This is a genomic window from Amycolatopsis kentuckyensis (assembly GCF_041679295.1).
GTDB classification, from domain to species: domain Bacteria; phylum Actinomycetota; class Actinomycetes; order Mycobacteriales; family Pseudonocardiaceae; genus Amycolatopsis; species Amycolatopsis kentuckyensis_A.
Window position 1 is genome coordinate 196,390 of sequence record NZ_JBGDMD010000007.1, and the last position, 18,630, is coordinate 215,019.

Here is an 18,630-nt window from a genome sequence, read left to right on the forward strand (position 1 = left end):
ACCGCCGAAACCGCTCCGCGCCGGCTCATCGGCTCCCCTATGCTGCGCCGCGCAATGCCGCGACACCGCCGAAGGTGACTCGATGACCGATTTCATGTCCGATCAGCCCGCCGTGCAGTGCTTTCTCAGCTTCACGCACGAAGACGACAGCTTTCTCAATTTCGTCACGCCGCTGAAGAGCTCGCTGGAAAAGTTCTGCGCGTCCGCGCACGGCCGCAAGATCGAAGTTTTCGTGGACCGCGAGAGCATCGGGTGGGGCGAGGACTGGCGGACGAAGATCCAGGACGGGCTCAACGCCGCGATGGTGTTCATCCCGGCCATCTCGATGAACTACTTCTACGAGAGCAGCGCCTGCCGGGAAGAGCTGACCGCCTTCTACGCCAAGGCGAACGAGCTCGGGCTCACCCAGCTGATCCTGCCGCTGATCGTGCTGGGGCACGAGCTGATCACCGACCAGAGCGACGACGCCAACATCCGGATCATCGAAAAGCTCCAGTACGTCGACATCAAGCAGGCCGTGCTCGCCGGGGCCGGCACCGCCGAATGGCGGCGGACCATGGACCTGGTCGCCGACCGGTTGATCAAGGCGATCCGCTCCGCGGAAGCGACCCTGGAAAAGCTCAAGAACTGCGATCAGCTGCTGCTCGACGGGTTCGCTTCCGAAAAAGACGGACCGGGCTTGCCGGAATACAACGAAAACCTCACCAAGATCGGAGACCTGCTGGAACGGCAGTTCGACGCGATCAGCCGATCACTGGACGACCTGGCCGACGAAATGCGCCAGGTGACCGGCGACGTGGCCGGCATGGCCCCCGACGCCATCAAGGCGCGGGTGGTGCGGGCCGCCGACACGATCAAGCCGATGGCGGTCACCATCCAGCAGGTCGGCACCGACTTCGAAGCCACCGTCGCCGAAACCGACTCGACGATCCGCTCGTACATGCGCCTGATGGACTCGCACATGACCCCGGAGCTGTTCGACCGGGCCCACCGGGAGTACGACGAGTTCGTCGAGATGCTCAACGGCCTGCTGCAGCTGGACCTCCGGATCACCGAGTTCCTCACGCAGATCCGCCCGCTCGAAGCCATCAACGCCCCCCTGCGAGCGGCGATCCGGCCGCTGCGCGTCGGCGCCCAGTCGATCCAGCTGGGCACACGCACCATGCGGGAGCTGTCGCGGATCATCAGCGACCTGCTCATCGGCCGCCCCGCACATCCCCCGCAGGGCGTCCTGCACTAACCGGCGAGCGTCGCCAGCAAAGTGTGGGCCTCGGCGCGCAGCTCGTCCGTCGGCTCCGGCGCCCCCACCAGCCGGACCACCCCGTCGGCCCCTTCCCGCACGTGGGCCTCGACGTCCAGCTCCGGGTCGTCGCGGCGGATCACCGCGATGCTCTCCACCAGGCCGAACACCAGGTCCGTCCGGATCGCCACCGCCTCCGGCGCGACCCCGGCTGCCGCCACCAAGCTCCCGTACGCCGCCTTCAGCTCCGCCCGCTCCGCGCGGAAGCGGGCCAGGTTGGGCGAGGCGACCTCCGGCAGCAGGTACAGCGCGCCCAGGTTGTGGCGGGCGCCGCCGAGCAGGCCGATGTCCGCGTACGCCAGCGCCCACAGCCGGACCGCCGCCGGGCCCGGGCCCGCGACGAGACGGCCGGCCAGGTCCAGCGACGGGCGGACCGTCTCGGCCAGCAGCGCCGCGAGGATGTCCTCCTTGGCCGGGAAGTGGTAGTAGAGCGACGCCTGGCGCAGGCCCGCGCGTTCGGCGATCGCGCGCGTCGTCGTCGCCGCGTAGCCGGCTCCCGTGAACAGCTCGCCCGCGGCGTCGAGCACCGCCTGCCGCGCGTCCGGCCGGTTCGCCGCCGCGCCGCTCGCTCTGGGCCTGCCGACCCCCGCCCCTTTGACCACGGCGGTGATCTTGCCAGGTCCGGCGCCCGCACACCCGCACCGAGGTGGGAGTTACACCCACATGTCGCCGTTGACGCCCCGTCGACCGGGACGTTAACGGGCCCCTAACGCGCCGGAGATCATCACGTCGTGCCGGAGACCTAATTTCTGTCAAGCGATCGAAACCAGGTCAGGAGCCCGCATGACACCACCCGACGAACTCGCCGCCTTCGGCTACCGCCAGGAGCTCCGCCGGTCGCTGGGCGGGTTCTCCGCCTTCGCCGCCGGCTTCTCCTTCGTCTCGATCCTCACGACCGTCTTCCAGCTCTTCGGCTTCGGCTACTCCTTCGGCGGCCCGCTCTTCTTCTGGACGTGGCCGGTCGTCCTCGCCGGCCAGCTGCTCGTGGCCCTGAACTTCGCCGAGCTCGCCGCGCGCTACCCGCTCGCCGGATCCGTGTACCAGTGGGCGAAACAGCTCACCCGCGGGTTCCTCGGCTGGCTCGCCGGCTGGATGATGCTGCTCGGCTGCGTCGTCGCGCTCGCGGCCGCCGCGATCGCGTTGCAGATCGTGCTGCCGTCGGTCTGGGACGGGTTCCAGCTCCTCGGCGGCGACCCGTCGGTGACGTCGCCGTCCGGCGCGGCCAACGCCGTGCTGCTCGGTGCCCTGCTGCTCGTCTTCACCACGCTCGTCAACGCCGGCGGCGTCCGGCTGATGGCGCGGATCAACGACGTCGGCGTCGCGGCCGAGCTGCTCGGGGTCGTCGTGCTCGTCACCGGGCTCGGGCTGTTCGCCGTCCGCGGCCCGCAGGTCGTGCTGCACGACGCCCCGGGCACGAGCGCCGGGATCGGTGGCGTGCTCGCTTCGGCGCTCATGGCGGCGTACGTGCTCTACGGCTTCGACACCGCCGCGTCGGTCGCGGAGGAAACGAAGAACGCGCGGAAGACGGCGCCGCGCGCGGTGCTGCGGGCCGTGCTCGTGTCCGGCATCGGCGGGCTGGCCGTCGTGGTCACCGCGCTGATGGCCGCGCCGAGCCTGACCGACGGGCAGCTCGCCGGCCACGGCCTGCCGTACGTGATCACCGCCGTCTTCGGCGACACCCTCGGCCGCGTCTTCCTCGCCGACGTCGCGATCGCCGTCGTCGTCTGCACCCTCACCATCCAGACCGGCACCGTCCGGCTGATCTACGCCATGGCCCGCGACGGCGCGCTCCCCGCGTCCGCCCGACTTTCGTCGGTCAATCCGCGCACCGGGACGCCGGTCGCGCCGGCCCTGCTCTCCGGCGGGCTCGCGATCGGGCTGCTGCTGCTCAACTTCGGCAACCCGACGCTGTTCAGCACGATCACCGGGACGTCCGTCGTGGTCGTCTACCTGGCGTACCTGCTGGTCACCGGCCCCTTGCTGGTCCAGCGGCTGCGCGGGAAGTTCCCCGCGGAACCCGGCCGGTTCTCCCTGGGCCGGTGGGGTGTGCCGCTGAACGGGGCAGCGGTCCTCTACGGGATCGCCATGATCGTCAACATCGCCTGGCCGCGCGCGGAGATCTACGACGTGACCGGTTCGGGCGCCCCCTGGATGCTCCTGTTCCCGATAGAGTTCGTCGGCGGCGCACTGGTGATCGGCTGGCTCTGCTGGCTGCGGCTGCGCCCCGCTCCCGCCCTCGAACCCGCGATCTGAGAGAGGACGTCCATGAGCACCACCGCCACCACCTACGGCGCCCGCGACCACGCCAGGGCCCAGGCCGGCACCGTGGTCGAAACGATGCCGTCGATCCCGGCGAGCACCTGGCCCGCTCCCCCGCCCGGGGTGGCACCCGAGGCGCTGACCTGGGCGGAGACCGTGGCCGGGGGCGGCTACACGCACAAGGTGCTGGCCCGCGGCACGCGGCTGCGGCTCACCGACGTCGAGGGCGACGCCTGCGCGCACCTGCTGCTGTTCAACGCCGAGGGGCCGTGGGAGCGGCTGAACGTGGCCGACACGGTGAAGGTGCAGTGGAACGCCTACCTCGGCGAGAAGGTGGCGCTGCTGTCGGACCAGGCGCGGGTGCTCGCGACGATCGTCGCGGACTCGAGCGGGCACCACGACGCCCTGTGCGGAACGTCCACTGTGGACGGCAACACCGAGCAGTACGGCGACGGCGCCCCGCAGGGACCCTCCCCCGCCGGGCTGCCGCTGTTCACGTTGGCGGCGGCCAAGAACGGCCTCGGGCCGCGGGACCTGCCGCCGAGCCTGGCGTTCTTCCAGGGCGTGCGGGTCCGGCCCGACGGCGGCCTCGAGTTCACCGGCTCCGCGGGCGCCGGCAAGTCCGTCGAGCTGCGGATCGAGATCCCGTCGATCGTGCTGCTCGCCAACGTGCCGCACCCGGTCGACCCGCGCCCGGACTACACCGTGACGAACCTCGAAGTCCTCGCCTGGCGCGACACACCGTCCACCCCGGACAGTCCGGAGTGGACGCACTCGCCGGAAGCGCAGCGCGCGTTCGAGAACACCGCCGACTACCTGACCGCACGGGGGATTGCATGAGCACGGCGTACGAGTCCCGGCTGGAGCTGACGTTCGACGTCGCCGCGCGCGCCCCGTTCTCGACCGTGCTGAAGCGCGGCAGCGAGCTGGCGATCGTCGACCTGGGCGGCAACCAGGCCGTCGACTTCCTCTGCTACGACGCGAACGACACGGCCAAGCGCTACAGCGCGGCGGCCACGATCGCCGCGCAGCGCAACATCTTCCTGACCACGGGCAGCGTCCTGCGCACCCAGGAAGGCGCGCCGCTGCTGACCGTCGTCGCCGACACCTGCGGCCGCCACGACACGCTCGGCGGCGCGTGCAGCAAGGAGTCCAACAGCCTCCGCTACGGCCAGCACACCCGCTACCAGCACGCCTGCGTCGAGAACTTCCTCATCGAGGGCGCCAAGTGGGGCCTCGGCAAGCGCGATCTGGTCAGCAACGTCAACTGGTACATGAACGTGCCGGTCGAAGAGGACGGCACGCTCGGCATCGTCGACGGGATCTCCGCGCCGGGCCTGGAAGTCCGGCTGCGCGCCGAGACCGACGTCCTCGTGCTCGTGTCGAACTGCCCGCAGATCAACAACCCCTGCAACGGGTTCGACCCGACGCCGGTCCGCATGTTCGTGACGTCCCCCGGAGGCGGCGAGTGAGGCTGCTCGTCGCCAACCGCGGCGAGATCGCGGTCCGGATCCTGCGCACCGCGAGGGAACTGGGTCTCGAGACCGTCGCGGTGTACTCCGACGCCGACCGCCTCGCCCCGCACGTGCGGCTCGCCGACCGGGCCGTGCGGCTCGGCCCGGCACCCGCCGCCGAAAGCTACCTGCGGGCCGGCGCCCTCGTCCGGGCGGCCCTCGACACCAGCTGCGACGCCGTCCACCCCGGCTACGGCTTCCTGTCCGAGGACGCGGCGTTCGCGCGGGCCTGCGAAGAGGCCGGGCTCGCGTTCGCCGGCCCGGCGCCGGAGCACCTGGAGGTGTTCGGCAGCAAGCACACCGCGCGCGAGGCGGCGATCGCGGCCGGCGTGCCGCTGCTGGCCGGCACCGGCCTGCTGTCCGATGTGGACGAGGCACTGGCGCGGGCGGAGGACATCGGCTACCCGGTGATGCTCAAGGCGACCGGGGGCGGCGGCGGGATCGGCATGCGCGCCTGCGCGACGCCCGGGGAGCTGCGCGAGGCGTGGGACGGCGTCCGCAGCGTCGCGGCCAAGAGCTTCGCGAACACCGGCGTGTTCCTCGAACGGCTGGTGCGCCGCGCCCGGCACGTCGAGGTCCAGGTGTTCGGCGACGGCTTCGGCGAGGTGCTGGCCCTCGGTACGCGCGACTGCTCGCTGCAACGCCGCAACCAGAAGGTCGTCGAGGAGTGCCCGGCACCCGACCTGCCCGCCGCCGTCCGCAAGCAGCTCGTCGACTCCGCCGTCGCGCTGTGCTCGTCGGTGCGGTACCGCTCGGCGGGCACGGTCGAGTACGTCTACGACCCCGAGCGCGAAGAGGCGGCGTTCCTCGAGGTCAACACCCGGCTGCAGGTCGAGCACCCGGTCACCGAGGCGGTGTACGGCGTCGACCTAGTCGCCTGGATGCTGCGCCTGGCCCAGGGCGACCGCGCGATGTTCCGCGCGGTGCCGGTCGCGCGCGGGCACGCCGTGGAGGCCCGGGTGTACGCCGAGGACCCGAGCGCCGGGCACCGGCCGAGCGCGGGCCTCGTCACGCGGGTCACGCTGCCCGCGGGCGTCCGCGTGGACACCTGGGTCGAACCGGGCACCACCGTCACGACGCACTACGACCCGTTGCTGGCCAAGGTGATCTGCACCGGCACCGACCGCGACGACGCCCTCGCGGGCCTGCGGGAAGCGCTCGCCACGACCCGCGTCGACGGCGTCCGCACCAACCTCGGGCAGCTGCGGGCCGCGGCCGCCGACGCGGCGTTCGGCGCGGCGGCGCACGACACGTCCACTTTGGACGGCATCGAGGACGCCGAGCCCCGGATCGACGTCGTGCGCGGCGGGACGATGACCACCGTGCAGGACTGGCCGGGCCGCACCGGGTTCTGGCACGTCGGCGTGCCGCCGAGCGGCCCGATGGACGACCGCTCGCTGCGGCTGGGCAACCTCGCGCTCGGCAACCCCGAGGGCGCGCCGGGCCTGGAGTGCACTGTGGACGGCGTGACGCTGCGGTTCTCGCACGCCACCGAGGTGTGCGTCACCGGCGCACCCACGACCGTGCTGCTCGACGGCGCCGAAGTTCCGTTGTGGACCCCGGTCGAGGTGCCCGCCGGAAGCACGCTCGACGTCCGGGCGTGCACGGCCGGGCTGCGCAGCTACGTGCTCGTCCGCGGCGGCGTCGACGTGCCGGAGTTCCTCGGCAGCGCGGCGACGTTCACCCTGGGCAAGTTCGGCGGGCACGGCGGCCGGGCGCTGGCCGTGGGCGACGTCCTGCGGACCGGGCCCGAGCCCGCGGACCCGGTCGTCGGGCCGGTGGCCGACCGCCCGGACTTCGCGGCGCACTGGACGATCGGGGCGCTCGAAGGCCCGCACGCGGCACCGGAGTTCTTCACCCCCGAAGACGTCGACACGTTCTACGCCACCGACTGGCAGGTGCACTTCAACTCCGCCCGCACCGGCGTCCGGCTCGTCGGGCCGCGGCCCCAGTGGGCGCGGGCGGACGGCGGCGAGGCCGGCCTGCACCCGTCGAACATCCACGACACGCCGTACGCGATCGGCGCCGTCGACTACACCGGCGACCTGCCGATCCTGCTCGGCCCGGACGGGCCCAGCCTGGGCGGGTTCGTCTGCCCGGCGACGGTCGCGACCGGCGAGCGGTGGAAGCTCGGGCAGCTGCGGCCGGGTGACACCGTGCGGTTCGTGCCGATCGACACCGACCACGCGGCGGTGCTGCGGCGACGGCCCGCGACGGCGGTGACGTCCACTCGGGACACTCGCCACGACGACGGCGTCCTGGGCCGGCAGACGTCTGCCGGCGACGAGCCGTCGGTCACCTACCGCCGCAGCGGGGACGACAACCTGCTCGTCGAGTACGGCGAGATGACGCTCGACCTGGCGCTGCGGATGCGGGTGCACGCGCTCGCGGAACGGCTGGCGGCCGAAGGCGTGCCGGGGATCGTCGACCTGACCCCGGGTATCCGGTCGCTGCAGGTGCACGTCGACCCGGACGCGCTGCCCGTCGGCAAGGCGCTGGGGCTGGTGCGGGAGCTGGAACGGGACCTCCCGCCGACGCACGCGCTCGAGGTGCCGAGCCGCAGCGTCCGGTTGCCGCTGTCGTGGGACGACCCGGCGACGCGTGAGGCGATCGAGCGGTACATGACCGGCGTGCGCGACGACGCGCCGTGGTGCCCGTGGAACATCGAGTTCATCCGGCGCGTCAACGGCCTGGCAGGCGTGGACGACGTCTACCGCACGGTGTTCGACGCGGAGTACCTGGTGCTCGGCCTCGGCGACGTCTACCTCGGCGCGCCGGTCGCGACGCCGCTGGACCCGCGGCACCGGCTCGTCACGACGAAGTACAACCCGGCGCGGACGTGGACCGCGGAAAACTCCGTCGGCATCGGCGGCGCCTACCTCTGCATCTACGGCATGGAAGGCCCTGGCGGCTACCAGTTCGTCGGCCGGACCGTGCAGGTGTGGAACAGCTGGCACGGCGGCGAGCAGCCGTGGAACCTGCGGTTCTTCGACCGGATCTCCTGGTACCCGGTGTCGGCGGAAGAGCTCCTCGAGCTGCGGTCGCAGAGCTCGTCCGGGCAGCTGGCCCTCGACACCACCGACGGCACGTTCAAGCTGGCCGAGTACCAGAAGTTCCTGGCGGACAACGCCGACAGCATCGCCGGCTTCCGGGCGACGCAGGCGGCGGCGTTCGACGCGGAACGGCGGGCATGGGCCGCAGCGGGCGAGTTCGACCCGAAGCCGGAACCGGTGACGCGGCCGCCGAAGCGGGTCGAGGCCCCGCAGGGCGGGCACGTCGTCGAGGCGCCGTTCGCGGCGACGGTGTGGCGGGTGGACGTCACCGCGGGCGAGCGCGTCGAGGACGCGCAGTCGCTGGTGACGCTGGAAGCGATGAAGACGGAGGCGCGGATCCCCGCGCCGGCCGGCGGTGAGGTGGTCGAAGTGCTCGTGTCCCCCGGTGACCAGGTCGCCCCCGGAACACCGCTGGTGGTGCTCGGATGAGCCTCCTGGAACGAGTGCGGGCGGCGTACCGGCGGATCGAGCAGGTCGACCGCCCGGAGATCTGGATCGACCTCCGGCCGGAAGCCGAGGTGCTCGCCGAAGCCGCCGCGCTGGACGAGCGCGGGCTGCCGCTGTACGGGAAGCTCGTCGCGGTCAAGGGCAACATCGACGTCGCCGGGCTGCCGACGACCGCGGGGTGCCCGGCGTACGCGTACAAGCCCGAGGCCGACGCGCCGGTCGTCGCGCGGCTGCGGGCGGCCGGGGCGCTGGTGCTCGGCACGACCAACCTCGACCAGTTCGCGACCGGCCTGGTCGGGACGCGCAGCCCCTACGGCGCGGTCCGCAACGCCGTCGACCCGGCGTACGTGTCGGGCGGGTCCAGCTCGGGTTCGGCGGTGGCCGTCGCGCTGGGCATCGCCGATCTGGCGCTGGGCACGGACACCGCGGGCTCCGGGCGGGTGCCGGCGGCGTTCAACGGGATCGTCGGGCTCAAGCCGACGCCCGGGCTGCTGCCGACGGACGGGGTCGTCCCCGCGTGCGCGAGCATCGACTGCGTATCGCTGTTCGCGCGGACGGTCGAGGAGGCCACGTTCGCGCTGACCTGCCTGGCCGAGCCCGCGCAGGTCCACACGGGACGGTTCCGGCTGGGCGTACCGGCCGAGCTGGGCCCGTTGGCGCCGGGGTGGGCGGAGGCGTTCGAGGCGGCCGTCGAGGACTACGCCGCCGCCGGCGCCGAAGTGACCACTGTGGACACCACGCCGTTCCTGGAGGCGGCGGAACTGTTGTACGGCGGCGCGTTCGTGGCCGAGCGGTACACGGCGGTCGGCGAGTTCCTGGACGCGCACCCGGCCGACGTCGACCCGGTGGTGCACGGCATCATCACCGGCGCCCGCGACATCCCGGCGCACCGGCTGTTCGCGGACCAGGCGAAACTGGCCGGCCTGCGGGCGGAAGCGCTGGCGACGCTGGCCGGTGTCGACGCGCTGCTGTTCCCGACGACGACCGAGCACCCGACGCTCGCGGAGGTCGCCGCGGACCCGGTCGCGGTCAACGCACGGCTGGGCCGGTTCACCAACTCGACCAACCTGTTCGGGCTGTCGGCGTTGGCCGTCCCGGCGGCCACGGTGGCCGGCCGCCCGTTCGGCGTGATGCTGGTCGGCGCCCCGCACGACGACCTGAAGCTGGCGGCATCGGCGGGGTTGCGCGGTTCGCGCGTCCCGATCGTGGTGGTCGGCGCACACCTGCGCGGGCAGCCGCTGAACCACGAGCTGACGTCGCGGGGCGGGCGGTTCGTGTCCGCCGTGTCGACTTCGGCGTCGTACCGGTTGTTCGCGTTGGACACGGTGCCGCCGAAGCCGGGGCTGGTGCGGGTCGCGGCCGGCGGAGTCGCGATCGCGGCGGAGGTGTGGGACCTGCCGGTGCGCGGGTTCGGCGAGTTCGTCTCCCGGATCCCCGCCCCGCTGGCGATCGGCAAGGTGGAGCTGGCCGACGGCTCGCGCGTGTCCGGCTTCCTGTGCGAACCGGCGGCAACCGAGGACGCGGAAGACATCTCGTCGAAGGGCGGCTGGCTGGCGCACCTCGGATAATCGCGTGCGCGCCGGATGCCGCGCGTCGCACACTGAAGCCGTGAACACCCTGCCTTGCGGCCATCCGGGCCGCATCGGCACCTTGCGCCTCTGCCCGCACCTGGCTGTCGAAGCACCTCCCCCGTCCACCCGTCACCTGACCGGCGCCGGCACGCACTACGACCTGGTGTGCGCCCGGTGCACGCCGGCCGCGCTGGTCGAAGTCTGCGAGAGCTGCGCCGATCGGGCGGATCAGCAGAGCTTCCCCTCGGGCTGGCACGGCGAGCCCGAAATCCTGGTGCGGGACCGGGAACTCCCGGGCGGCATCGTGACCCGCGACTGCCCCGTCGTGCCCCTGAACGACCGTTGCCTCGCCCCGGTGCCCGGCGGCTGGCTCGCCCTCACCGAAGAAGGCTTCGTCCGGATCGACGACGAGCAGCACTGGTTCGTCGGGCCGGTCGAGCTGCCCGAAGAGACTTGCGAAGACGTGCGTGCCTTCCCCGACCGGCCGCGCCGCGGCCTGCACACTTCGCGCGACGGCCGGTTCGCGGCCGTCGTCTCGGACTACGGCCGGTTCGCCAGGGTCGTCGATCTGCACGAGTGGGTCACCGTGGTCGACCTCGACCGCGACCGGGTCGACAACGAGTTCACCCGGTACCCGCTGGCCTTCCTCGGCGAGGGCGACACCACGAAGGTCGTCGCGGGCACCGACTGGAACCGGCTCGACGTGTTCACGCTGCCCGGCGGCGACCTGCTGACCGGCCGGGAAACCGCGGCGCCGGACCGCGGGGAGCCGGAACCCGAGCACTACCTCGACTACTTCCAGGGCGCGCTCCACGTGAGCCCGTCCGAGCGATCACTGGTCGTGGACGGCTGGGTCTGGATGCCCGTGGGCTCGCCGTCGGTGGTCGACCTGACCACCTGGCTCGGCGGCGATGTCCACGCGGCCGAGACGGGCCGGCACCTGACTCCCGGCCGCAGCAACGACTGGGACCAGCCGATTGCGTGGCTCGACGACACCACGGTCGCCATCCAGCGCATGGGAGCCTCTTACGACCGGATGCTCGACGGAGTCGAGCTTTACGACGCCGGGACCGGCCGCCGCACCGGAATGTTCGCCGGTCCGAAGGGCCCGATGTGGGCCCACGGCGGTCTGCTGTACGTCGCCGTCGAAGCCGGGCTCGAGGTCTGGGACCCCGCCGACGGCGCCCGGATCGGGCTCCTCGAAGGTTTCGCGCCGATCGCCCACCACGACGGCGCCTTCGCCGAACTCCGTAACGATCAGCTGAGGATCTGGGCACCCGTCGGATAACGACGCTCCTCCCGGGGCACGAAACCGCCGATGACCTCGGTGAGACCCCGGAGGCGGCGATGACCACGGCAACCCGATCCCCGCAGAGCACGCTCGTCCACTCGTACCTGTTCCTCCGCCGCGCGATCGGCCTGATCGGGCTGGCGCTGCCCGTCGTCCTGATCTTCGGCAAGCAGCTGGCCCAGGGCGGCGACCTGATCGGGTCGCTCAGCGGCTACTACTACACCGACCTGCGCGACGTCTTCGTCGGCGCGATGTGCGCCGTCGGGGTGTTCCTGCTCGCCTACTACGGGCACGACTTCGTCGACAACGTCGCCAGCAGCGTGGCCGGCCTCGGCGCGATCGGGCTCGCGCTGTTCCCGGCGGCGCCGGACCACGACGTCACGGCGTGGGACCGCACCTCGGGCGTGCTGCACCTGACGTTCGCCGCGGTGTTCTTCCTGATGCTGGCCTACTTCTGCCTGCGTCTGTTCCCCCACGACGGCGAACAGCCCCGGGGCACCGGGATCGTCTACCGCGGGTGCGGCGCGGTGATCCTGGCCGCGCTGGTGCTGATCGCCCTGACGAGCTGGCTGCGGCTCGTGCCGGAGTGGCACCCGGCGTTGTGGCTGGAGAGCGTCGCGGTGTGGGCGTTCGGTGTGGCGTGGCTGCTGAAGGGGCAGACGTTGACGCCCAAGAGTGTGCCGTAGCCCACTCGACCGGGCCACTACCCTGGTTACCGGCGGGTAACAAGGGCTATCGTGCGGCTATCACCGTCTACCTCCATGGAGCATTCGTGGCCGCACCAGCAACGCCGCTCGCGCCGAACGCGCGGGGCGTGCGAAACGTCGCCTTCGTCGAGGGGGTACGGACCCCCTTCGGCAAGGCCGGCGACAAGGGCATCTACGCCGGGACCCGCGCCGACGACCTCGTCGTCAACGCCATCCGTGAGCTGCTGCGGCGGCACCCCGAACTGCCGCCCGAGCGCGTCGACGAGGTGGCCATCGCCGCCACCACGCAGATCGGCGACCAGGGCCTGACCATCGGCCGCACCGCGGCGCTGCTCGCCGGCCTGCCGAAGTCCGTCCCGGGCTTCGCCATCGACCGCATGTGCGCCGGCGCGATGACCGCCGTCACCAGCGTCGCGTCCGGCATCGGCTTCGGCGCCTACGACATCGCCATCGCCGGCGGCGTCGAGCACATGGGCCGCCACCCGATGGGCGAGGGCGTCGACCCGAACCCGCGGATCATCGCCGACAAGCTCGTCGACCCGACCGCGCTCGTCATGGGCCAGACCGCCGAGAACCTGCACGACCGGTTCCCCGCGATCACCAAGCAGCGCACCGACGCCTACGCCGCGCGCAGCCAGGAGCGCTACGCCGAAGCCGTCAAGACCGGCAAGATCGGCCCCGAGCTGGTTCCGGTCGCCACCCGGTCCAAGGAGCTGGGCTGGGGTCTGGCCACCGAGGACGAGCCGCCCCGTCCGGGCACCACGCTCGAAACCCTCGCCGGGCTGAAGACGCCGTTCCGCCCGCACGGCCGGATCACCGCGGGCAACGCGGCCGGCCTGAACGACGGCGCGACCGCGTCGATCCTCGCCGACGAGGACACCGCCCGCGAGCTGGGCCTGCCGGTCGCGATGCGGCTGGTCGGCTACTCCTTCGCCGGCGTCGAGCCGGAGGTCATGGGCATCGGCCCGGTGCCGGCCACCGAGAAGCTGTTCAAGCGCACCGGCCTGTCCATCGACGACATCGGCCTGTTCGAGATCAACGAGGCCTTCGCCGTGCAGGTGCTGGCCTTCCTCGACCACTTCGGCATCGACGACGAAGACCCGCGCGTCAACCAGTGGGGCGGCGCGATCGCGTGCGGCCACCCGCTCGCATCGTCCGGCGTCCGGCTCATGACGCAGCTGGCCCGCCAGTTCGCCGAGCGGCCCGACGTGCAGTACGGCATGACCACGATGTGCATCGGCATCGGTATGGGCGGCACCGTGATCTGGGAGAACCCGGCGTTCGAGGGGGCGAAGTAATGACTTTCACCGCTGAAGAAGCGAAGGCCGCCTTCCCGGACGAGGTCGTCACGAACGCCGTGACGCGGCTGGTGAAGGTGCCCGGGCTCGAGAAGCCCGTCGCGCTCATCACGCTCGACAACGGCCACGACCACACCCGGCCGAACACCTTCGGCCCCCAAGGTCTGGTGAGCCTCAACGCGGCTATCGATGATGCTTTCGCCGCCGAGCCGGCCGCGATCGCCGTCACCGGCAAGCCGTTCATCTTCGCCGTCGGCGCGGACCTTTCGGGCGTCGAGTCCGTGAGCGACCCGAAGCTGGCGCGCGAGATCGCCCAGACCGGGCACGACGTGTTCCGCCGCCTGACCGAGTCGAAGATCCCGACGTTCGGGTTCGTCAACGGCGCGGTCATGGGCGGCGGCCTGGAGCTGGCGCTCTCGTGCCACTACCGGACGCTGTCGGAGAACACCGCCGCCATCGCGTTCCCCGAGGTCTTCCTCGGCCTGTTCCCGGGCTGGGGCGGCACGCAGCTGCTGCCGAACCTCATCGGCGCCGACGCCGCCGTCACGGTGATCATCGAGAACGCTTTGGCGCAGAACAAGATGCTCAACGTCAAGCAGACGGCGGAGCTCGGCATCGTCGACGCCGTCTTCGGCTCGGCCGACTACCTCGAGCAGTCGCTGCTGTGGCTGGCCCGCGTGGTGAACGGCGAGATCAGGCCGGAACGCCGTGAAATCGACCGCGGCTCCGGCTGGGACGCCGCCATCGCCCGCGCCAAGTCCCTTGTGGACGGTCGCACGCACGGCGCGTCGCCGGGCGCGACCAAGGCCGTCGAGCTGCTGGAGCTGGCGCGCGAGAACGACCTCGACCGCGGCTACGCCGCCGAGACCGACAGCCTCGCCGAGCTGTTGATGTCCGACGTCCTGCGCGCCGGGCTGTACTCGTTCAACCTGGTCAACAAGCGCGCCAAGCGCCCGGCCGGCGCGCCCGACAAGTCGTTGGCCCGCAAGGTGAACAAGGTCGGCATCGTCGGCGCCGGCCTGATGGCCAGCCAGCTCGCGCTGCTGTTCGTGCGCCGCCTCAAGGTGCCGGTCGTGCTGACCGACGTCGACCAGGAGCGCGTCGACAAGGGCGTCGGCTACGTCCACGCCGAGATCGACAAGCTGCTGGGCAAGAAGCGCGTCTCCCCGGACGGCGCGAACCGGCTCAAGGCGCTGGTCTCCGGCTCGCTCGACAAGGCCGCCTTCGCCGACGCCGACTTCGTCATCGAAGCCGTCTTCGAGGAGCTGGGCGTCAAGCAGCAGGTGTTCGCCGAGCTGGAGCAGCACGTCAAGCCCGAGGCGATCCTGGCGACGAACACCTCGTCGCTGTCGATCACCGCGATGGCGTCGAAGCTGCAGCACCCCGAGCGTGTGGTCGGCTTCCACTTCTTCAACCCGGTCGCCGTGCTGCCGCTGCTGGAGATCGTCCGCGGCGAGCGGACCGACGACGCTTCGCTGGCGACGGCGTTCTCAGTCGGCAAGCAGCTGAAGAAGTCGAGCGTGCTGGTGAAGGACGCGTCGGCGTTCGTCGTCAACCGGCTCCTGCTGCGCTTCCTCGGCGAGGTGCTGGTCACCGTCGACGAGGGCACGCCGTTCGACGTCGCAGACAAGGCACTGGAGCCGCTGGGCTTGCCGATGACGCCGCTGACGCTGATGCAGCTCGTCGGCCCGGCCATCGCGCTGCACGTCGGCGAGACGCTGCACGAGGCCTTCCCGGACCGGTTCACCGTCTCCGAGAACCTCGCGAAGTTCGTCAAGGCGGGCAAGAAGGGCGTCTGGGTCTGGGATGCCCAGGGCAACCAGTCCGCGGACCCCGAGGTCGTCGAGCTCTGGACGCAGGGCGACAAACCGTCCACTTCGGAGCAGGTGCGCGACCGGGCGCTCTCGGCCATCGCCGAGGAGATCCGGATCATGCTCGACGAGGGCGTGGTCGCCGAGGCGCAGGACATCGACCTGTGCCTGATCCTCGGTGCGGGCTGGCCGTTCTGGAACGGCGGCATCACGCCGTACCTGGACCGCTCCGGCGTCTCCGAGCGCGTGAACGGCAAGCCGTTCCTCGCCCCGGGCGTCGCCTCGGTTCCGGCGCGCTAGTACTCGCCCTCCCTAGGGCACTTCGGCGGCGGCGCAGTGAGTTTCAGCTGCGCCGCCGTCGCGTCGGAGTCGATGACCGTCACCCGCTCGGCCTTGCGGAAACGCGTGTGCAGCTCCTGCGCCCAGGCCTTCAGGTCGGTGCCCGCGACGGCGAGCAGCGAGACCGACGGCGAGTCCACGAACACCCGCCGCGCCTTCGGATCGTCGCGAAGGGACGGCAGCGCCGCCCGCAGCTCGGCGTCGGTGCGGAAGACCACGACGACGGCCGCGCACAGCGTGTGGCCGGCCAGCGGCGCGGGGTTCGTGTCCACCGGCAGCTCGGGCGGCCGGACCAGCGCGGCGACGTAGAAGGCCAGTCCCGCGCCCGCGGCCAAGGCCAGCGCGACGGCCGGGGCGACCACGCGGACCAGCGGCTTCTCCTCCACGCCCGAGATCACAGCACACGTTGGCCGCCGGGACACCGCCCGTTCACCCCGGCGGCTTAACGTCCGCGCGTGACCACCGACAGACGCCGGTTCCTCAAGGGCGCCGGGCTCGCGGCCGCCGCCGCGGGAATCCCCCTCTCCGCTCCCGACGTCGACGTGAGCCGGGTGTGCGGCCGCTACCAGTGGCTGGTGGGCGACCACCACACGCACAGCCAGTACTCCTACGACGCGATGTACCGGATCGACCAGATCGCCCGCGGCGGACGGGCGCACGGCGCCGACTGGATCGTCTTCACCGACCACGGGCACGCCGAGCACGAGAAGGTGTCGGTCGAGCCGACCGAGGCCGACTTCCTCGCCGCCCGGCGGAAGTACCCGGACCTGCTGCTGTGGCACGGCATGGAGTGGAACGTCCCGGGCGCCGAGCACGCGACCGTGTTCTTCCAGGCCGGTTCGGAGCAGGCGGCCAAGCTGCGCGAGTTCGAGCGGACCTTCGACTGGCGGCTGACGAACTCCGAGGCGTCGAGCCCGGCGAACGAGGCCCTCGCGCTGCGGGCGTTGCGCTGGCTCGCCGACGAAGAACGCGCACGGCGGATCCACGCGCCCGTGGTGCTGATCAACCACCCGCTGCGCAACGGCCGCGTCGCCCCGCACGAGCTGCGCGCCTACCGCGACGCCGCGCCGGACATCGTGATCGGCATGGAGGGTGCGCCCGGCGCGCAGGCCGACGGCTTCCCGAAGCCGCTCGGGAACGGCGGCGCGCGCGGCGGCTACGCCAACAGCGCCGGCCCGAACTCCTGGCCGGGCTTCCCGGCCGAGGCGTACCGGACGTACGGCGGCTGGGACTGGGCGACGGCGAAGGTCGGCGGCCTGTGGGACTCGCTGCTCGCCGAGGGCAAGCCGTGGTGGGTCACCACCAACTCCGACTCGCACTACAACCGCGGCGACACGCTGGTCCGCCCCGACGTGCCGGGTGACTGGTACGACACGCACGGCAAGTTCCCCGACCCCATCGACACCGGCTCCCCGCAGCTGCTCGCGCCGTACGCGGACTTCTACCCCGGGGAGTTCAGCCGCACGTACGTCGGCGTCACGCGGCGAAGCCTCGAAGGCGTCCTGGAGGGCCTGCGGGCCGGGCGGGTCTGGGGCGGACACGGCGGGCTGGTCCAGTCCCTTGAAGTCGGCGCGTACGGCGGTGGGGCCGCGGTGACGCTGGGCGGGCGGCTGCGGGTGCGACGGGGTTCGGACGTCACGCTGGTGCTCTCGGCCCGGCTGGCGTCGCGACCCAACGGCGGCGGCTCGGTGCCGCGGCTGGCGCGCCTCGACGTCATCGCGGGCCCGGTCACCGGTCCGGTGGCCGATCCGGACACGATGACGGCGCCGGGCACCCGGGTCGTCGAGTCGTTCGAGCCCCGGTGGGCGCCCGGGAGGCAGGTGGTGTTCCGGCACACCTTCCGGAACGTGCGCGCGCCGTTCTACGCGCGGGTCCGCGGGACGAACGGCGACGGTGAGCCCACTTCGGACACGATCGGGCAGGCGAACCCGTTCGAGGACTTGTGGATGTACGCGAACCCGATTTTCGTGGACGTGTGCTGAACGGGAGAGTGCTGCTCGTCCGGTCGATCATGACCGGGTTGCGGTGGCTGCTGAGCTTGCCTTCGCCGGTGCTGCGCGTCCTCGCGGGCCGGCCGGTGGTCGTCGACGGGCGGCAGCCGGTGCCGACCGCGCGGATGCTGATGCGGGTGTCGCGGTTCGCGCCGTTCGACGCGCCGCACCAGAACGGCAGCCTGCCGCGGGCGCGGGCGGAGCTGAACCTGGCGGGGGCGCTGGCCGGCGCCGGGATCTGCCCGGGCGTCCGGACGCGGGACCGGTCGTGGCCCGGACCCGGCGGTCCGCTGCCGCTGCGGTGCTACGAACCGGCCGGGCTCCCGGCGCCCGGGCCGGCGATCGTGTACTTCCACGGCGGCGGGTTCGTGCTCGGCAGCCTGGACACGCACGAGGGCGCGTGCCGGCTGCTGGCCGAGGAGGCCGGGGTGCGGGTGGTGTCGATCGGCTACCGGCTGGCGCCGGAACACCCGTTCCCGGCGGCGGCTTCCGATGCCGTGGCGGCGTTCGCCTTCGTCCACGAGCACGCGGCGGAGTTCGGCATCGACCCGGCGCGGCTCGCGGTGGGCGGCGACAGCAGCGGCGGCAACCTGGCGGCGGTGGTGGCCCACGCGGCGGCCCGCGGCGAGCTGCCCCGGCCGGCGTTCAGCCTGCTGCTGACCCCGGCGACGGACGCGATAGGGTCGTCGGAGTCGCACCGGCAGTTCGGCTCGGGCTTCCGGCTGGACCGGGACGAGTGGGCTTGGTACCGCGAGCAGTACGTGCGGGATCCGGCGCTGTACCCGGACCCGCGAGCGTCGGTGCTGTACGACGACGCCCTCGAGGGCCTGCCGCCGACGTACGTGGCAACGTGCGGTTTCGACCTGCTTCGCGACGAAGGCGAGGCCTACGCCGCCCGGCTGGCTTCCGCCGGAGTCCCGTTGGTGCACCGCCGGCACGAGGGCCAGCTGCACGGCTTCGCGAACCGGGTGGGCATCGACCCGGACGCCCGCGCGGCCATGGTCCACGCGGCCGGGGTGCTCCGCGCCGGTCTCGCCCTCGGCTGAGCA

The 18,630-nt window shown here is 72.2% G+C and carries 14 protein-coding genes; 12 read left to right on the forward strand and 2 right to left on the reverse strand.

From position 1 onward, the window contains the following. Nucleotides 1-82 precede the first annotated feature (82 nt). Nucleotides 83-1,240, forward strand: a complete 1,158-nt coding sequence (locus ACERZO_RS29810; protein ID WP_372668112.1) for a toll/interleukin-1 receptor domain-containing protein — start codon at nt 83-85, stop codon at nt 1,238-1,240. On the opposite strand, the gene ACERZO_RS29815 is transcribed toward ACERZO_RS29810, so the two are convergent. Further along, complete coding sequence (locus tag ACERZO_RS29815) at nt 1,237-1,902, reverse strand: TetR/AcrR family transcriptional regulator (protein ID WP_372668114.1); 666 nt, start codon at nt 1,900-1,902, stop codon at nt 1,237-1,239. The genes ACERZO_RS29810 and ACERZO_RS29815 overlap by 4 nt on opposite strands. Before the next feature lie 181 nt (nt 1,903-2,083). On the opposite strand from ACERZO_RS29815, the gene ACERZO_RS29820 reads away from it, so the two are divergent. The 9 genes from ACERZO_RS29820 to ACERZO_RS29860 all read left to right on the forward strand — a co-directional run bounded on the left by ACERZO_RS29820 (nt 2,084) and on the right by ACERZO_RS29860 (nt 15,551). Then, nucleotides 2,084-3,553, forward strand: coding sequence for an amino acid permease (locus tag ACERZO_RS29820; protein WP_372668116.1), 1,470 nt, complete (start codon nt 2,084-2,086; stop codon nt 3,551-3,553). Nucleotides 3,554-3,565: 12 nt separating this feature from the next. Further along, the gene (locus ACERZO_RS29825) at nt 3,566-4,399 is read left to right on the forward strand and encodes an urea amidolyase associated protein UAAP1 (RefSeq protein ID WP_372668118.1); all 834 of its coding nucleotides are present in this window, start codon (nt 3,566-3,568) and stop codon (nt 4,397-4,399) included. Further along, nucleotides 4,396-5,031, forward strand: coding sequence for an urea amidolyase associated protein UAAP2 (locus ACERZO_RS29830; RefSeq protein WP_372668120.1), 636 nt, complete (start codon nt 4,396-4,398; stop codon nt 5,029-5,031). The genes ACERZO_RS29825 and ACERZO_RS29830 overlap by 4 nt, the downstream gene beginning before the upstream one ends. Next, on the forward strand, nt 5,028-8,555 hold the full coding sequence (gene uca, locus ACERZO_RS29835) for an urea carboxylase (RefSeq protein ID WP_372668123.1): 3,528 nt from the start codon (nt 5,028-5,030) through the stop codon (nt 8,553-8,555). The genes ACERZO_RS29830 and uca overlap by 4 nt, the downstream gene beginning before the upstream one ends. Then, nucleotides 8,552-10,141: an allophanate hydrolase gene (locus ACERZO_RS29840; protein ID WP_372668125.1), complete on the forward strand. Its 1,590-nt coding sequence runs from the start codon at nt 8,552-8,554 to the stop codon at nt 10,139-10,141. The genes uca and ACERZO_RS29840 overlap by 4 nt, the downstream gene beginning before the upstream one ends. A gap of 40 nt (nt 10,142-10,181) precedes the next feature. After that, nucleotides 10,182-11,432: a hypothetical protein gene (locus ACERZO_RS29845; RefSeq protein ID WP_372668127.1), complete on the forward strand. Its 1,251-nt coding sequence runs from the start codon at nt 10,182-10,184 to the stop codon at nt 11,430-11,432. Between the two features lie 59 nt (nt 11,433-11,491). Next, complete coding sequence (locus tag ACERZO_RS29850) at nt 11,492-12,121, forward strand: DUF998 domain-containing protein (RefSeq protein ID WP_372668129.1); 630 nt, start codon at nt 11,492-11,494, stop codon at nt 12,119-12,121. A 128-nt stretch (nt 12,122-12,249) separates the two neighbouring features. Next, nucleotides 12,250-13,440, forward strand: a complete 1,191-nt coding sequence (locus ACERZO_RS29855) for a thiolase family protein (protein WP_372668970.1) — start codon at nt 12,250-12,252, stop codon at nt 13,438-13,440. Beyond that, complete coding sequence (locus ACERZO_RS29860) at nt 13,440-15,551, forward strand: 3-hydroxyacyl-CoA dehydrogenase NAD-binding domain-containing protein (RefSeq protein WP_372668131.1); 2,112 nt, start codon at nt 13,440-13,442, stop codon at nt 15,549-15,551. The genes ACERZO_RS29855 and ACERZO_RS29860 overlap by 1 nt, the downstream gene beginning before the upstream one ends. Here ACERZO_RS29860 and ACERZO_RS29865 read toward each other — a convergent pair. Continuing rightward, a complete protein-coding gene (locus ACERZO_RS29865) occupies nt 15,548-15,976 on the reverse strand; it encodes a hypothetical protein (protein WP_372668133.1) in 429 nt (142 codons plus the stop codon). The genes ACERZO_RS29860 and ACERZO_RS29865 overlap by 4 nt on opposite strands. Nucleotides 15,977-16,045: 69 nt before the next feature. Here ACERZO_RS29865 and ACERZO_RS29870 point away from each other — a divergent pair, with 69 nt between their 5' ends. Next, nucleotides 16,046-17,572, forward strand: a complete 1,527-nt coding sequence (locus tag ACERZO_RS29870) for a twin-arginine translocation signal domain-containing protein (protein WP_372668135.1) — start codon at nt 16,046-16,048, stop codon at nt 17,570-17,572. Further along, a complete protein-coding gene (locus ACERZO_RS29875; protein ID WP_372668137.1) occupies nt 17,566-18,627 on the forward strand; it encodes an alpha/beta hydrolase in 1,062 nt (353 codons plus the stop codon). The genes ACERZO_RS29870 and ACERZO_RS29875 overlap by 7 nt, the downstream gene beginning before the upstream one ends. The last annotated feature ends 3 nt before the right edge of the window (nt 18,628-18,630 follow it).

Coding starts and splice junctions, on each gene's coding strand:
- ACERZO_RS29850 (WP_372668129.1), top strand. CDS start 11,492: ATGACCACGGCAACCCGATCCCCGCAGAGCACGCTCGTCCACTCGTAC.
- ACERZO_RS29840 (WP_372668125.1), top strand. CDS start 8,552: ATGAGCCTCCTGGAACGAGTGCGGGCGGCGTACCGGCGGATCGAGCAG.
- ACERZO_RS29825 (WP_372668118.1), top strand. CDS start 3,566: ATGAGCACCACCGCCACCACCTACGGCGCCCGCGACCACGCCAGGGCC.
- ACERZO_RS29860 (WP_372668131.1), top strand. CDS start 13,440: ATGACTTTCACCGCTGAAGAAGCGAAGGCCGCCTTCCCGGACGAGGTC.
- ACERZO_RS29820 (WP_372668116.1), top strand. CDS start 2,084: ATGACACCACCCGACGAACTCGCCGCCTTCGGCTACCGCCAGGAGCTC.
- ACERZO_RS29830 (WP_372668120.1), top strand. CDS start 4,396: ATGAGCACGGCGTACGAGTCCCGGCTGGAGCTGACGTTCGACGTCGCC.
- ACERZO_RS29810 (WP_372668112.1), top strand. CDS start 83: ATGACCGATTTCATGTCCGATCAGCCCGCCGTGCAGTGCTTTCTCAGC.